The sequence below is a fragment of the Enterobacter sp. 18A13 genome (assembly GCF_007035975.1).
GTDB lineage: Bacteria > Pseudomonadota > Gammaproteobacteria > Enterobacterales > Enterobacteriaceae > Enterobacter > Enterobacter vonholyi.
Window position 1 is genome coordinate 549,292 of the sequence record NZ_AP019634.1, and the last position, 13,792, is coordinate 563,083.

The following is a 13,792-nucleotide window of genomic DNA, read 5'->3' on the forward strand; positions in this document are numbered from 1 at the left end:
ATAACGATGAAAATGAACGTAACGGAAACCGTAAAACAGGCGTGCGGCCACTGGCCGCGCATTCTCCCGGCGCTGGGCGTGAAGGTGATTAAAAACCGGCATCAGGCCTGTCCGGTATGCGGTGGCTCTGACCGTTTCCGCTTTGACGATAAAGAGGGGCGAGGCACATGGTTCTGCAACCAGTGCGGTGCGGGTGACGGTCTTAAGCTGGTCGAGAAAGTGTTCGGCGTGACCGCATCAGAGGCCGCCGGAAAGGTGGATGCCGTGACCGGCAACCTGCCACCGGTTGCCCCCGAAGTGATTGCGGCCGCAGAGGCTGAAACCGAAGCAGACCGCAAAGCGGCGGCCGCGCTGGCCGTCAGACTGATGGAGAAAACCCGCACGGCCAGCGGCAACGCCTATCTGACCCGCAAGGGATTTCCCGGTCATGAATGTGTTATGCTGACGGCCACACATAAAACCGGCGGCGTGATGTTCCGCGCCGGGGATGTGGTTGTCCCGCTGTATGACGATACCGGCGCACTGGTTAACCTTCAGCTTATCAATTCTGAGGGGCTCAAACGCACCCTGAAAGGCGGGGCGGTAAAAGGAGCGAGCCATACCATCGAAGGGAAAAAACAGGCTGGAAAACGCCTGTGGATTGCAGAAGGCTATGCGACGGCACTCACCGTGCATCAGCTGACCGGCGAAACCGTTATGGTGGCGCTGTCGTCCGTGAACCTCCTTTCTCTGGCGAGCCTTGCCCGTCAGAAACACCCGGCCTGTCAGATTGTCCTCGCTGCTGACCGTGACCTTAACGGCGATGGTCAGACAAAAGCCGCCGCGGCCGCAGAAACCTGTGAGGGCGTTGTTGCCCTGCCGCCGGTGTTTGGTGACTGGAATGATGCGTTTATGCAGAATGGCGGGGAGGCCACGCGAAAAGCGATTTATGACGCCATCCGGCCACCGGCACAAAGCCCGTTCGACACCATGAGCGAGGCGGAATTTACCGCCATGAGTGCCAGCGACAAGGCCTGGCGGGTACATGAGCATTACGGCGAAGCGCTGGCGGTGGATGCGAACGGCCAGCTCCTGTCCCGTTATGACGCAGGGATATGGAAAGTCGTTCAGCCGTCCAGTTTCGAACGCGACGTAGCCGGGCTTTTCCAGCGCCTGCGCGCCCCGTTCTCGTCGGGGAGAATCACCTCAGTGGTTGAGACGCTGAAGCTGATTATTCCTCAGCAGGCCGCACCGGCACGCCGTCTGATTGGCTTTCGCAACGGGGTACTCGATACCCGGAGCGGCCTGTTCAGCCCGCACAGCAAATCTCACTGGTTGCGCACGCTGTGCGACGTGGATTTTACCCCGCCTGTTGAGGGGGAAACGCTGGAGACCCATGCCCCGAATTTCTGGCGCTGGCTCGACCGGGCTGCCGGTAGCAGACCAGAAAAACGCGACGTGATTCTGGCCGCGCTGTTTATGGTGCTGGCGAACCGCTACGACTGGCAGCTCTTTCTCGAAGTCACAGGTCCCGGCGGGAGCGGGAAAAGTATTCTGGCCGAAATCGCGACCCTGCTCGCCGGAGAGGATAATGCCACGTCGGCCGATATCGATACGCTGGAAGACCCGCGCAAGCGTGCCTCCCTGATTGGCTTCTCGCTGATACGTCTGCCAGACCAGGAAAAATGGAGTGGTGACGGCGCAGGGCTTAAGGCCATCACCGGCGGCGATGCGGTCTCGGTTGACCCGAAATACCAGAACCCGTACTCAACACATATTCCGGCGGTGATTCTGGCTGTGAACAATAATCCGATGCGCTTCACCGACCGCAGCGGAGGCGTCTCCCGTCGACGGGTGATTATTCATTTCCCGGAGCAGATTGCCCCGGAAGAACGCGACCCGCAGCTCAGGGATAAAATTGCGCGCGAGCTGGCAGTTATTGTGCGCCAGCTTATGCAGCGGTTCAGCGACCCGATGACGGCGCGAGCACTGCTCCAGTCGCAGCAGAATTCCGACGAGGCGCTCAGCATCAAGCGCGATGCTGACCCGACGTTTGATTTTTGCGGCTATCTGGAAATGCTGCCGCAGACCAGTGGGATGTTTATGGGGAATGCCAGCATCGTCCCGCGCAATTACCGTAAATATCTCTATCACGCGTATCTGGCCTATATGGAGGCTAACGGATACAGGAACGTGCTCAGCCTGAAAATGTTCGGGCTGGGGCTGCCCATGATGCTGAAAGAGTACGGCCTGAATTATGAAAAGCGGCACACAAAGCAGGGGATACAGACCAACCTGTCGCTGAAAGAGGAAAGCTACGGCGACTGGCTGCCGAAATGCGATGAACCCGCAGCGACATAACCCACTCCAGACCGGCTACTACCGGTCTTTTTCTTTCCGGCAATTGCCACAGGGTGAACACTCCACTGTTCACCCTTCACCGTATATTCACCCTGTATCCATATGAAATTTTTGATAAAAAATAAAAGGTGAACAGTGTGAACAGTAAAACCGGAAAAAACTTTTTATACCCCCCGTGTATTGCCTGACCGGGCGCAGCCAGAACGAGCAAAACGAACAAAGGTGAAGAGTCGACTGTTCACCCTTCACCAACTCATCACCACTTAACTTCATGATATAAAATGAGAAATAACTGAGGTGAACAGTGTGAACAGTAAAATGCAAAAAAAATTTTTTTGTGGGCATTGAGTCCCGGTTAGGATCCGGATTTCGGATCCTAACCGAATAGGGCGTTAATCTTGAATTTGGTAGCAATATCAAATAGCTAAGTTTGATATGTTCAAAAAAATCGTTGGGGGCACAAAAGGGGGCATATTACTTATGATTGTTGTGAATGTTATTGTATTTCAGTTGCTTAAGTTGTGATTTGAGTCCGGCCTTCGCACTCATCCTCTAAACACCTCCCTCCGATGCCATTCCACAAACCCTTCCCTTGGATAATTCCCTTTCACCATCGGCAAAGCAATCTGCCTCCCGGCAAAATCCCAAAAAAGCCTCCCAACAATTCCATTCCCATTCACCGCCTCAGACACGAGCACCCGCATACTCTCATCCAGCCCAATAGATCCTTTATCAAACGCCTTATGATGAATCGCACACAACGCCAGTCCATTCGGGATCTCACATGGTCCACCAAACTGCTTCCACTTGATATGCGCTGCCTCAAGTCCAACGGAGGCGTTATCATGCCGCATGTTAAATCCGCAGATGGCACACTCGTAGTTATAAGCTCGCAGCACCTGCTGGCGGAACAGCGGATCTCGAACCTTACGGATCTGCCGGATATCAAAACCCATCTCATCCGCGATCTCTTCCTGAATGCTTTCAGGAAAATGCGCTTCAAGGATCTGCTGCGCCAGCGAGCCGATCAGGTTTTTGTTCTTACTCAGCAGCGCAAAGTGTTCTTCATCAAACCCGCCTGCAACGTTATGTTCCACAAGCTCTTTAACAGGCGGTTGCTTGCTGCCTGTGGTCGAACAGAACTCAGTATTCTTCAGATCCCAAAATCCATCCCCTTTGAGCCGCCAGAAAGGCATATTCGGGTAATGCGCCTTCCTCTGTGGGCCAAAGCGTTCTAACAGGCTAAGAAGCTGCTCATGGACCTCGGTACCATAATCAAATAGTCGCGCATGCCCCTGCTGATAGTTCGCCAGCACGTACAGAAGCAATAAAGGCTTATGCGGCGCACGCTGTTCGCCTTTGCGCCAGATGGTGATGTCGGCAATTGCCTGTTCGAGAGTTTTGCTGGAAGCCATCGCGTTACTTTAAAGAAGAATTCGCGATATGAAGGTGCTGCAACACCCCCATACCGCTAACCACAAACAACTGAAAAGGAGTTGAAAATGGCTGCGACGAATTTTAAGCCAGAGTTTACCGTTTGCAAAACAGAATCAGACGCTTTCACCGGCATGATTGAAAACCACGAGCTGATCCGCAAAAACAGCGCCCGCCGTTTACACGGCAACCAGCTCAACGCGGCGCCCGTCCATCCGCGCGCGGAAACGCCTCAGGACAGTGCCGCCTGCTGTGAACTCTATGCACGCATAGACATGAAATACCTTCTCCTCGGCGGCGACTGGTTAACCCGTGCAGGCTTTATCAACGGCATGCCCGTGAAAATCCGGGCCATGAAAGACTGCATTGTGATTACGCCGCAGCATACAAGAGAATTATGGGGATGCCTGGAAGGTATGAGTGTGGTGAATATCAATAAACAGAAAGTCGCGCAGTGGTTGAAGACGTTTCCGGGAGCGCTGAATTATACTGGAGATATCCCGGTAGTTAAGCGCACTATAGGGCAGGCAAAATAATAACGTATTTAAACACCCTTGATCCTGAATCGAGGGTGTTTAAATTAGTAGAAGGGGGGATTTGTTTTTATAATAATATTATTGAGCTGAATGGTATGGCTGTATTTTTATCATTGTGGTTATATAAGGAGGCTTTTCAGAAGTATGTTGGAGATCTCAATTTAATTATTGTCCAACATTTATGATTCTTCCTGGAGCAACTCAATGGAATGAACTATGGACACAACAGAAGAACTAAATGGAACCTATTTTTATGCTGGCAGAACCAATCTTACTGCGGCAGGACTTTTCTTTATGATTTACTGTGAGTCAATTGCCGATCATTTTGGTATTGACGATGTGGCAGGAATTGCTGCGTTATACAGTGGTGCTAATAATCAAACGACTAGAAAGAAACCCGCAGGAGCTACGGAAGGAACGTCCCGAGCCTCGAAAGCCATGAGGAACTATTTCAAACAGGCGAAATTTCCTTATGGCATTAAGCTGCCTACCTGGGTTGGTGGGTACACTCCGTGGACAGTAAAGTGTCGAATGGTATCGAAAGTTAGTGCGTTTGTTGGCAGGACAATACCGTTAATAGGCATAGTGATATTAGTCGCTGATGTATCACTAATCACCTATGCTGCAATACGTGATTATAATCGAATCGCACGGGGCAGCGACAAACTATGGTAGAGGATATTGAGCAGCGCATCTACGCCTTAGCCAGACGCTATAACGGCGTTTATCTGATGAATAACGAAGCGAAGCAGAAATTACTGAATGCAAAAACTGACTTGGATACTGACATGCAGCTTGATGTCACTGAAGCAGAAGATTTAATGGAAGAATTTTTTAAAGAATTTGATGTTGATAGAGGGAATTTTAACATAAACACCTACTATCCTGATGAGCCTTTTTCATGGAATCCATTCAAAAAAAGCCCGGTGGTGATGGTTCCAGATTTCACTATTGGAATGCTTATCGAATCCGCAAAAGCGGGCAAATGGTTATACGACTAAAACGCAAGGAGCAATAGAATGGCCGTACCTGTACATCTCTTTTTAACCAATGACGGCGGCACAATGATTTGTGGTTCTTGTGACGTTGCACAAAGGGAAGGAAGTATTGAGCTAAGAGGATTACAACATAACCTCAGCCTGCCAACCGACTCGGCAACGGGAAAGGTCACTGGCACTCGTCAACATTCGCCGTTTCAGTTTACCAAGGAATTGGATAGCTCTTCGCCCTATCTGTTCAAAGCGGCAGCAACGGGTCAGACCCTTAAAACGGCAGAATTCAGGTTTTACCATATTAACTATTCTGGGCAAGAGGAGGAGTATTACCGAATCACGCTCGAGAATGTTAAGGTCATTTCTGTGAGTCCAGTAATGTACGACACCCGAGGCTGTCCGGGGACGGGGCATATGGAGGAAGTGGCGTTTAATTATGAGAAGATTACCCATTTGTACAAGGACGGTAACTTGTTAGCGCACGATGCGTGGAACGAACGTCCAACATCGGGTTCCGCTGCTTGATGCTATCTTGAACTTGCCCGCCAGCGTTTCGTTTGTGCGGGCAGAGAATATCATTCTTTATTCCTTTTCGTAAATGATGGCAGAAACATCATAAAAATAACCCACGCAAAAATTCCAATAATCTTCATAGGCCAGGGTTCAAACACATCCAGACACACAATTGCGCCAATAACTAATAGCGGACCTTCTATCAGTTCAGCTATCCCCCCTAAAACATGTAACTTATGAGGCAGTGCCCGATTAAGTAATGTCGCAATAAGTTGTGCACTTCCTAAGATTATTGTTATTGCGATTATACGGTCCTCCCAGTTATCAAAACTAACCAAAGAAATGAGGCATGTAGCCAGTACATAACCACAGAATAATATATTCAGCATGTAAATAATAAACTTGCCCATAGCATTTTCCGAGACAGTTAAAAAATAAAGAGTCTATGACAATAGCGCTCTTAACAGAATGACAAACGACAATGGCTAATAATGCATTTAAGAATTTTTGCTCCTCGCTTATTTACGCAATAATCAAGTTAGCGGCTTCATGCCAGTCTCACGCATTCCACCGCTAAATCGACTTTAACTAAACACCGGCACCCCCAGCCCAACCTTCACCTCCCTCAACGTCTCCTGCGTCACCCCCTGCGCCCGTTCGGTCCCGCGCTTCAGCATCGCCATCAACTCGCCCCTGTCACGCATATACATCGCCCTCCGCTCCCGCATCGGCGCAATCAGCTCCTGCAGGCACGCTTCAAGCTCGTTCTTACACACCCGATCCCCCAGCCCGCCCGCCTGATAGTGCGCCTTCATCGCCGCCACTTTCTCCTTGTCCGGATGAAACGCGTCGAGATACGTAAACACCACGTTCCCCTCAATCTGCCCCGGGTCGCTCACCTTCAGGTGGTTCGGGTCGGTGTACATCGCGCTGACCGCGCGGTGAATGGTCTCTTCGCTGGCCGAAAGGTGCAGCGTGTTGCCCAGCGATTTCGACATCTTGGCGCTGCCGTCGATGCCGGGCAGGCGGCTGGTGTCGCTCAGCATCGCCTTACAATGGCGCAGCACCGGGGCGGGCAGCAGGCTGTTCATCTTGTGCACAATCTCGTTGGTCTGCTCAATCATCGGCAGCTGATCGTCGCCGACGGGCACGCACTCGGCCTTAAACGCGGTGATGTCCGCCGCCTGGCTGATGGGGTAGGCCATAAACCCGACCGGTAGCGAGCGGGCGAAGCCCTTCTGCGCAATCTCGTTCTTCACCGTCGGGTTACGCTCCACCCGGGCGACGGTGACGATGTTCATATACAGCATCGTCAGCTCGGCGAGGGCGGGCAGGGCGGACTGCAGGCAGATAGTGGTCAGGTTCGGGTCGATGCCGGCGGCGAGGTAGTCGGCCAGCACTTCGGGGGTGTTGTCGCGGATTTTTTGCGGGTTGCTGCCGTTGTCGGTCAGCCCCTGCAGGTCGGCAATCAGCACAAACTGGCTGTGCGTCTGCTGGAGCGCCACGCGCTGGCGCAGCGATCCGACGAAGTGGCCAAGGTGCAGCGGGCCGGTTGGGCGATCGCCGGTGAGGATGGTGGGTGCGTTCATAAAGACTCCTTAATGTGCAGTTGCCGAAAGGGGTCTTAGAAAAGTGAAAGCCGCCTTTCGGCGGCTATCTGAAAATGGGGAAAACTACTCCGTGCCGCCTTTAAGAAGGCAGCCACCAGCGGTTTACGGTGAGGACGGCGTGGTTTATGTTCATCTCTTTACCGTACCACGTCCGGCGCGAAAAACAAAAGGGCACGTCATGCTGCAATCTCTCAACCACCTGACTCTCGCGGTCAGCGACCTGCAAAAAAGCGTCACCTTCTGGCACGAGCTGCTGGGGCTAGTGCTGCACGCCCGCTGGAATACCGGGGCCTATCTCACCTGCGGCGATCTGTGGGTCTGCCTGTCGTACGACGAGGCGCGCCGGTACGTGCCGCCGCAGGAGAGCGACTATACCCACTACGCGTTTACCGTCGCGGAGGCAGATTTTGAACCGTTCTCGCAAAGGCTGGAGCAGGCGGGCGTCACCGTCTGGAAGCAGAATAAAAGCGAGGGAGCGTCGTTCTATTTTCTCGACCCGGACGGGCACAAGCTGGAGCTGCACGTGGGCAGCCTCGCCGCGCGGCTGGCGGCGTGTCGCGAGAAACCCTACGCGGGCATGGTGTTTACCTCTGACGGGGCTTGAGGCGCGCACCTTCAGCCTGCAGGTCCTGTCTCAGCAATCACTGGCTACGTGCCGCTGGCGGAGCGAAAGCGCCGGGTGGCTGCTGCACCTTACCCGGCCTGGAAAAATTACAGCGACTTCACAAACGCCAGCAGGTCTTCGTTGAGCTGGTCCTGGTGGGTCAGCGCGAAGCCGTGCGGCGCGTTGTCGTACACCTTCAGCGTGGCGTTTTTGATCATCTCTGCCGCCAGCTTGCCGGTGCTTTCAAACGGCACGATCTGGTCGTTGCTGCCGTGGATCACCAGCGTCGGCACGTCGATTTTCGCCATATCCGGGCGGAAGTCGGTTTCGCCGAAGGCGGTCACGCAGTCGATGGTGCCCTTCAGGGACGCCAGCAGGGCGATGTTCAGCGTCTGGGTCAGGGCACCGGCAGAAACGGTCTGCCCGGCGTTGATGCCGTAGAACGGCGTCGCGAAGTCGCTGATGAACTGGGCGCGATCTTTACGCAGCCCGTCGCGAATGCCGTCGAACACGCTCTGATCCACACCCTGCGGGAAGGTCTCTGATTTACCAAAGATTGGCGTAACCGCGCCCAGCAGCGCCAGACCGGCCACGCGCGCGCTGCCGTAGTTGTTGATGTAGCGGGTCACGTCGCCGCCGCCCATGGAGAAGCCCACCAGCGTCACGTCCTGGAGGTCCAGGGTGGTGATCAGGTCGTTAATGTCGGACGCAAAGGTGTCGTAGTCGTAGCCGTTCCACGGCTGATCCGAGCGGCCAAAGCCGCGACGGTCAAAGGCGATGGTGCGGAAGCCGCGCTCGGCCAGGTAGTTCAGCTGGCTGTCCCACATGTCGCCGTCCAGCGGCCAGCCGTGGCTGAAGAGAACCGGTTTGCCCGCGCCGCAATCTTTGTAGTAAATCTGCGTGCCGTCTTTTGCCTTAAACGTTGCCATAGTGTGTTCCTGTGCAGGTGATGGTTATGGTTATACCGGCGCGACCAGATAACGAATTGCCGGTGATGTTGTGCCCTGATGAAAAGCCAAAACGCGGCTCTGCAGCAGGAGGTCATTCATGGTGTGGCGCTCCTGCTGGCGCAGATGCTCAATCCACGAGCCCATCAGGAAGGTCTCAATAAACAGGCCGGGGCGCTCAATATCCTCATATACCGCCCAGCTCATCGCCCCGGCGCGGCGTCGCACCCGGCGCAGCTCGTGGACCGCCTCCAGGAAGGCTTTCGCGTTGTGCGGGTCAATGATGTACTCGTGCGAGACCAGCACCGGGCCGCGCTCGTTCGGTAGGTCAATCTCCACGCCGTCCAGAGGCTGACCGCTCAGGTCGAGGTTCAATTCCGGGTCTTTCTCCAGCTTCCAGCGGAACACGGTGGCGCTTGCCAGCACCATCCCCAGCGTGGCGACAACCAGCGCGGTCGGGGTGCCGAACCGGGAGGCTATCTGCCCCCAGATGGCGCTGCCCGTGGCCATCGAGCCGAAGAACACCGTCAGGTAGACCGCCAGCGCGCGGGCCTTCACCCAGCGTGCGGCGCTGCGCTGTGCGCCGAGGTTCAGCGTCGAGAGCACCGCAATCCACGCGAAGCCGGTGAAGAACTCAAACAGGTTGAGCAGCCAGACGTGGCGCACAAACGCCAGCGCCAGCATGGTGAGGGCAAAGACCAGGCTCGCGGCCACCATCAGGCGGTCGGCGTTCAGCCGCTGGCGCAGGCGCGGCAGCAGGATGGCCCCGGCAATCGCCCCCAGGCCAATGCACGCCAGCATCACGCCGTAGCCCGCCGGGCCTAAGTCCAGCTCACGGCGCGCCACCAGCGGCAGCAGCGCCCAGCCCGCGCTGCCGAAAACGAAGAACGCTACCGTGCGCACCAGCACGTTGCGCAGCACCGGCGCGGCGTGCACGTAGCGAATCCCGGAGCGCACCGCGGAGAAGAAGTGCTCCGGCGGCAGACGCTGTATGGACGGGGCCGGACGCCAGCGCCACAGCACCCACGCCACGCCGACCACGGACAGCGCGTTCAGGGCAAACACCATCCACGGCCCGGCGAGCGACAGCAGGAAACCGCCCAGCGCGGGGCCAATCGCCCGGCTGATGTTCACCCCGAGCGAGTTCAGCGCCACGGCGGCGCCCAGCTCCGGCTTGCTCACCAGATCGGGCACCACGGCCTGGAACGGCGGCGAGCTCATCGCCGCCCCCACGCTCAGCAGAAACGTCGCCACCAGCAGCACGGTGGGGGTAACGTGTCCGGTGAAGGAGAGCACCGTCAGCCCGGCGGCGGCGATGAACACCCACAGCTGGGAGAAGAGCAGGTATTTACGCCGGTCAACGATGTCCGCCATCACCCCGGACGGCAGGGCGAAGAGGAACATCGGCAGGCTGCTGGCCGCCTGCACCAGCGCGATATCCAGCGGATCGGCGCTCAGGGTCAGCATGCTCCAGTTGATGCCGACGTCGCTCATCCATGAGCCGACGTTAGAGACCACCGTGGCGATCCACAGCATGCGGAACACCGGCTGGCTCAGCGGCTGCCAGGGTGAAACCGTCGGTGCGGGCGTCGTCTCGACGTGTGCGTCGCGAACGTCGTTAACCTGGGTCATGCGAACCTCTCCGTTGCCTTACGCTGCAGCCGCCACTGGCCCGGCCCGGTGAGGGCGAGAGTGGTGAAGATAATCAGCAGCAGCCAGCCAAACTGCCCTTCGGCAATCGACCAGTTCGGGTGGACCGCCAGCATCGCCACCAGCAGCACGGCGATAATCGGCAGGCACGCCAGGCGGGTGTAGACGCCCGCAATGATAAACAGCGGGCAAATCACCTCGGCGACAATCGCCGGGATCAGGCTGGCGTAAGGCCCGAAGCCGAACGGATCTTCAATGCGCGTCAGCTCTTCGCTGAAGTGCAGCACCTTCGGCAGGCCGTGCACGTAGAGCAGCAGCAGGCTGCCGGTCAGGCGCAGGAAGAACAGCCCCAGGTCGATCCGGGGCGGCATAGTGGTGTTTTTCATCAGAATGCAAAGCAGCTGCAGCCCAGCGCCCCCCAGAAAGCGTTATCGTCGGACACCGGCATCGCTGACGTGCGGGCGAAATCATGCTGGTGGCTGTGAACCCCGCACGGCCCGCTGCAGTGGTGGACGGCGCTCATACCCACGCGTGCGGCCTGCGGCGGCGCGCTGCGGTAGTGGCCAGGCACCTTGACCACCGGGGACCACTCGGGCAGGACCGGGATGGCCGGCGGCGCGAGCGGGCCAAAGCTGCCCGCGGCGTAGACGATGTCGCCGTTGACCACCGTGAGAACGGACTCGATGCCCTTGATCTCCTCTTCCGGCACGCGGAAGTAGTCTTTGCTCAGCACGGCCAGGTCGGCGAGCTGGCCGACTTTAATCTGTCCCTTCTGGTTCTGCTCGCTGGAGAACCACGCGCTGCCCTGGGTCCAGAGCATCAGGGCGGTATCGCGGTCCAGACGGGCGCTGTGATCGTACATCTGCATCCCGCCGACGGTGCGGCCGGAGACCAGCCAGTAGAGCGCGGTCCACGGGTTGTAGCTCGCCACGCGGGTGGCGTCCGTTCCTAAGCCCACCGGTACGCCGGTCTCCAGCATTTTCGCCACCGGCGGCGTGTGGCGGGTGGCTTCGATGCCGTAACGCTCAGCAAAGTACTCCCCCTGGAAGGCCATGCGGTGCTGGACGGCAATGCCGCCGCCGAGCGCTTTGATGCGGTCGATGTTGGCCTGTGACACGGTTTCCGCATGGTCGAAGAACCAGTGCAGGCCGTTGAACGGAATGTCGCGGTTCACCTTCTCGAAGACGTCCAGCATGCGGCTGATGGATTCGTTATAGGTGGCGTGCAGGCGGAACGGCCAGCGGTGCTCCACCAGATGGCGCACCACGCGCTCCAGCTCGTCCTCCATGCCCGGCGCGAGGTCCGGGCGCGGTTCGAGGAAGTCTTCAAAATCGGCGGCGGAAAAGACCAGCATCTCGCCCGCGCCGTTGTGGCGGAAGAAGTCGCTGCCCTGGCCCGGCGTGAGCATGTCGGTCCATTTTTCAAAGTCTTCCAGCTCGTGGCCCGGACGCTGGGTAAACAGGTTGTAGGCGATGCGGATGGTCATCTGCTTTTTCTCGTGCAGCTCGGCAATCACCTCGTAATCTTCCGGGTAGTTCTGGAAGCCGCCGCCCGCGTCGATGGCGCTGGTCAGCCCCAGACGGTTCAGCTCGCGCATGAACTGGCGGGTGGAGTTAACCTGCTGCTCCAGCGGCAGCTTCGGCCCTTTGGCCAGCGTAGCGTAGAGGATCATGGCGTTCGGACGGGCGATCAGCATCCCGGTCGGGTTGCCGTTGGCGTCGCGCTGGATCTCGCCGCCCGGCGGGTTTGGCGTGTCTTTGGTGTAGCCGACCACCTTCAGCGCGGCGCGGTTAAGCAGGGCGCGGTCATACAGGTGCAGGATGAAGACCGGGGTGTCAGGCGCGGCGTCGTTAATTTCGTCCAGGGTCGGCATGCGGCGCTCGGCAAACTGGAACTCGGTCCAGCCGCCCACCACGCGCACCCACTGGGGCGACGGCGTGCGCAGGGCCTGCTCTTTCAGCATCCGCAGGGCGTCGGCCAGCGACGGCACGCCTTCCCAGCGCAGCTCGAGGTTGTAGTTCAGCCCGCCGCGGATCAGGTGCAGGTGCGAGTCGTTGAGGCCGGGGATGGCGGTGTGGCCTTTTAAGTCGACCACTTTGGTGCCGTCGCCGTGGTGCTGCATCACCTCGGCGACGGTACCCACTTCCAGAAATTTTCCGTCGCGCACGGCAACGGCTTCCGCGACAGGATTCTCGCGATCGACGGTGTGAAACTGGCCGTTAACCAGAATGAGATCGGCTTTACCGAGGGTAACCATAACTGCTCCTGACTGAGAGGGGAATGGTCAGGATTATGGGAACCGGTTTCGGCAAAGATCCAGTTATACAATAGGATAGGTATACCAAAGTATAACTATACCTAAGGTTAACTATACGAAGAGATAATTACGCGCGGAGAAGGAAAACCGCAGGATGATGGTGACTTTATCGCCGTGGCACTCGCGGCGATTTCTACCCTTAACCACTGGAAAATGCTATGACCTCTTCAAAGCTCGAAGTGTTAACCCCTGCGAACTGTCAGATCATCTTTATCGATCACCAGCCTCAGATGGCGTTTGGCGTGCAGTCTATTGACCGTCAGGTGCTGAAAAACAACACCGTGGCGCTGGCGAAAGCGGCTAAGGTGTTCAACATTCCAACCATCATCACCACCGTTGAGACCGAAAGCTTCTCCGGCAATACCTATCCTGAGCTGCTGGACGTGTTCCCGGGCCAGGACGTTCTGGAGCGTACCTCCATGAACTCCTGGGACGACCAGAAGGTGCGCGACGCGCTGAAGGCCAACGGCAAGAAGAAGGTGGTGGTTGCCGGTCTGTGGACCGAAGTGTGCAATAACAGCTTCGCCCTATGCGCGATGCTCGAAGGCGACTACGAAATTTATATGGTGGCGGACGCGTCCGGCGGCACCTCCAAAGAAGCCCACGACTACGCGATGCAGCGCATGATCCAGGCGGGCGTGATCCCGGTGACCTGGCAGCAGGTGATGCTGGAGTGGCAACGCGACTGGGCGCGTAAAGAGACCTATACCGCGGTAATGGACATCGTGCGCGAGCACTCCGGCGCGTACGGCATGGGCGTGGATTACGCCTACACCATGGTGCACAAAGCGCCGTCTCGCCAGAAGAGCGAGCACCGCACCTTAGCGCCGGTCCCGGCTCGCTAAGTTC

Annotated in this window: 14 protein-coding genes; 7 read left to right on the forward strand and 7 right to left on the reverse strand. The window is 57.1% G+C overall.

Annotated elements, in window-relative coordinates; all coding sequences use genetic code 11:
- Window positions 1–6: 6 nt before the first annotated feature.
- A complete protein-coding gene (locus FOY93_RS02640; RefSeq protein WP_143344602.1) occupies window positions 7–2,340 on the forward strand; it encodes a primase-helicase zinc-binding domain-containing protein in 2,334 nt (777 codons plus the stop codon).
- A gap of 545 nt (window positions 2,341–2,885) precedes the next feature.
- On the opposite strand, the gene FOY93_RS02650 is transcribed toward FOY93_RS02640, so the two are convergent.
- Window positions 2,886–3,755 (reverse strand): phosphorothioated DNA-binding restriction endonuclease, encoded by an 870-nt coding sequence (locus tag FOY93_RS02650; protein WP_143344604.1) that lies wholly within the window; start codon window positions 3,753–3,755, stop codon window positions 2,886–2,888.
- Between the two features lie 87 nt (window positions 3,756–3,842).
- Between FOY93_RS02650 and FOY93_RS02655 the strand changes: the two genes are divergently transcribed.
- The 4 genes from FOY93_RS02655 (at window position 3,843) to FOY93_RS02670 (ending at window position 5,827) form a co-directional block, all read left to right on the forward strand.
- Complete coding sequence (locus FOY93_RS02655; protein ID WP_143344605.1) at window positions 3,843–4,310, forward strand: SymE family type I addiction module toxin; 468 nt, start codon at window positions 3,843–3,845, stop codon at window positions 4,308–4,310.
- A 216-nt stretch (window positions 4,311–4,526) separates the two neighbouring features.
- Entirely contained in the window at window positions 4,527–4,985 is a 459-nt protein-coding gene (locus FOY93_RS02660) for an STM2901 family protein (protein WP_040020219.1), read from the forward strand.
- Window positions 4,979–5,311, forward strand: coding sequence for a DUF1493 family protein (locus tag FOY93_RS02665; protein WP_064673157.1), 333 nt, complete (start codon window positions 4,979–4,981; stop codon window positions 5,309–5,311). The genes FOY93_RS02660 and FOY93_RS02665 overlap by 7 nt, the downstream gene beginning before the upstream one ends.
- 18 nt (window positions 5,312–5,329) lie before the next feature.
- A complete protein-coding gene (locus FOY93_RS02670) occupies window positions 5,330–5,827 on the forward strand; it encodes an Hcp family type VI secretion system effector (RefSeq protein WP_023315311.1) in 498 nt (165 codons plus the stop codon).
- 50 nt (window positions 5,828–5,877) lie between these two features.
- Here FOY93_RS02670 and FOY93_RS02675 read toward each other — a convergent pair whose 3' ends face one another.
- Window positions 5,878–6,225 (reverse strand): hypothetical protein, encoded by a 348-nt coding sequence (locus tag FOY93_RS02675; RefSeq protein ID WP_047059065.1) that lies wholly within the window; start codon window positions 6,223–6,225, stop codon window positions 5,878–5,880.
- 174 nt (window positions 6,226–6,399) lie between these two features.
- Window positions 6,400–7,404 carry a tryptophan--tRNA ligase gene (gene trpS, locus FOY93_RS02680; RefSeq protein ID WP_143344606.1) on the reverse strand — a complete coding sequence of 335 codons (1,005 nt, stop codon included), beginning with the start codon at window positions 7,402–7,404 and terminating at the stop codon, window positions 6,400–6,402.
- 199 nt (window positions 7,405–7,603) lie between these two features.
- Between trpS and fosA the strand changes: the two genes are divergently transcribed.
- Window positions 7,604–8,029, forward strand: coding sequence for a FosA/FosA2 family fosfomycin resistance glutathione transferase (gene fosA, locus FOY93_RS02685; protein WP_143344607.1), 426 nt, complete (start codon window positions 7,604–7,606; stop codon window positions 8,027–8,029).
- 107 nt (window positions 8,030–8,136) lie between these two features.
- On the opposite strand, the gene FOY93_RS02690 is transcribed toward fosA, so the two are convergent.
- Genes FOY93_RS02690 through FOY93_RS02705 form a run of 4 tightly spaced genes read right to left on the reverse strand, consistent with a single transcriptional unit; the run spans window position 8,137 to window position 12,883 of the window.
- The gene (locus FOY93_RS02690) at window positions 8,137–8,958 is read right to left on the reverse strand and encodes an alpha/beta fold hydrolase (RefSeq protein ID WP_143344608.1); all 822 of its coding nucleotides are present in this window, start codon (window positions 8,956–8,958) and stop codon (window positions 8,137–8,139) included.
- A 30-nt stretch (window positions 8,959–8,988) separates the two neighbouring features.
- The gene (locus FOY93_RS02695) at window positions 8,989–10,608 is read right to left on the reverse strand and encodes an MFS transporter (protein WP_143344609.1); all 1,620 of its coding nucleotides are present in this window, start codon (window positions 10,606–10,608) and stop codon (window positions 8,989–8,991) included.
- Complete coding sequence (locus FOY93_RS02700) at window positions 10,605–11,012, reverse strand: DoxX family protein (protein ID WP_090419234.1); 408 nt, start codon at window positions 11,010–11,012, stop codon at window positions 10,605–10,607. The genes FOY93_RS02695 and FOY93_RS02700 overlap by 4 nt, the downstream gene beginning before the upstream one ends.
- A complete protein-coding gene (locus tag FOY93_RS02705; RefSeq protein ID WP_048225481.1) occupies window positions 11,012–12,883 on the reverse strand; it encodes an amidohydrolase in 1,872 nt (623 codons plus the stop codon). The genes FOY93_RS02700 and FOY93_RS02705 overlap by 1 nt, the downstream gene beginning before the upstream one ends.
- Window positions 12,884–13,101: 218 nt before the next feature.
- Between FOY93_RS02705 and FOY93_RS02710 the strand changes: the two genes are divergently transcribed.
- Window positions 13,102–13,788 carry a hydrolase gene (locus FOY93_RS02710; protein ID WP_133293695.1) on the forward strand — a complete coding sequence of 229 codons (687 nt, stop codon included), beginning with the start codon at window positions 13,102–13,104 and terminating at the stop codon, window positions 13,786–13,788.
- The last annotated feature ends 4 nt before the right edge of the window (window positions 13,789–13,792 follow it).

Coding starts and splice junctions, on each gene's coding strand:
- FOY93_RS02640 (WP_143344602.1), top strand. CDS start 7: ATGAAAATGAACGTAACGGAAACCGTAAAACAGGCGTGCGGCCACTGG.
- FOY93_RS02650 (WP_143344604.1), bottom strand. CDS start 3,755: ATGGCTTCCAGCAAAACTCTCGAACAGGCAATTGCCGACATCACCATC.
- FOY93_RS02665 (WP_064673157.1), top strand. CDS start 4,979: ATGGTAGAGGATATTGAGCAGCGCATCTACGCCTTAGCCAGACGCTAT.
- FOY93_RS02710 (WP_133293695.1), top strand. CDS start 13,102: ATGACCTCTTCAAAGCTCGAAGTGTTAACCCCTGCGAACTGTCAGATC.
- FOY93_RS02705 (WP_048225481.1), bottom strand. CDS start 12,883: ATGGTTACCCTCGGTAAAGCCGATCTCATTCTGGTTAACGGCCAGTTT.
- trpS (WP_143344606.1), bottom strand. CDS start 7,404: ATGAACGCACCCACCATCCTCACCGGCGATCGCCCAACCGGCCCGCTG.
- FOY93_RS02675 (WP_047059065.1), bottom strand. CDS start 6,225: ATGGGCAAGTTTATTATTTACATGCTGAATATATTATTCTGTGGTTAT.
- FOY93_RS02700 (WP_090419234.1), bottom strand. CDS start 11,012: ATGAAAAACACCACTATGCCGCCCCGGATCGACCTGGGGCTGTTCTTC.
- fosA (WP_143344607.1), top strand. CDS start 7,604: ATGCTGCAATCTCTCAACCACCTGACTCTCGCGGTCAGCGACCTGCAA.
- FOY93_RS02690 (WP_143344608.1), bottom strand. CDS start 8,958: ATGGCAACGTTTAAGGCAAAAGACGGCACGCAGATTTACTACAAAGAT.
- FOY93_RS02670 (WP_023315311.1), top strand. CDS start 5,330: ATGGCCGTACCTGTACATCTCTTTTTAACCAATGACGGCGGCACAATG.
- FOY93_RS02660 (WP_040020219.1), top strand. CDS start 4,527: ATGGACACAACAGAAGAACTAAATGGAACCTATTTTTATGCTGGCAGA.
- FOY93_RS02695 (WP_143344609.1), bottom strand. CDS start 10,608: ATGACCCAGGTTAACGACGTTCGCGACGCACACGTCGAGACGACGCCC.
- FOY93_RS02655 (WP_143344605.1), top strand. CDS start 3,843: ATGGCTGCGACGAATTTTAAGCCAGAGTTTACCGTTTGCAAAACAGAA.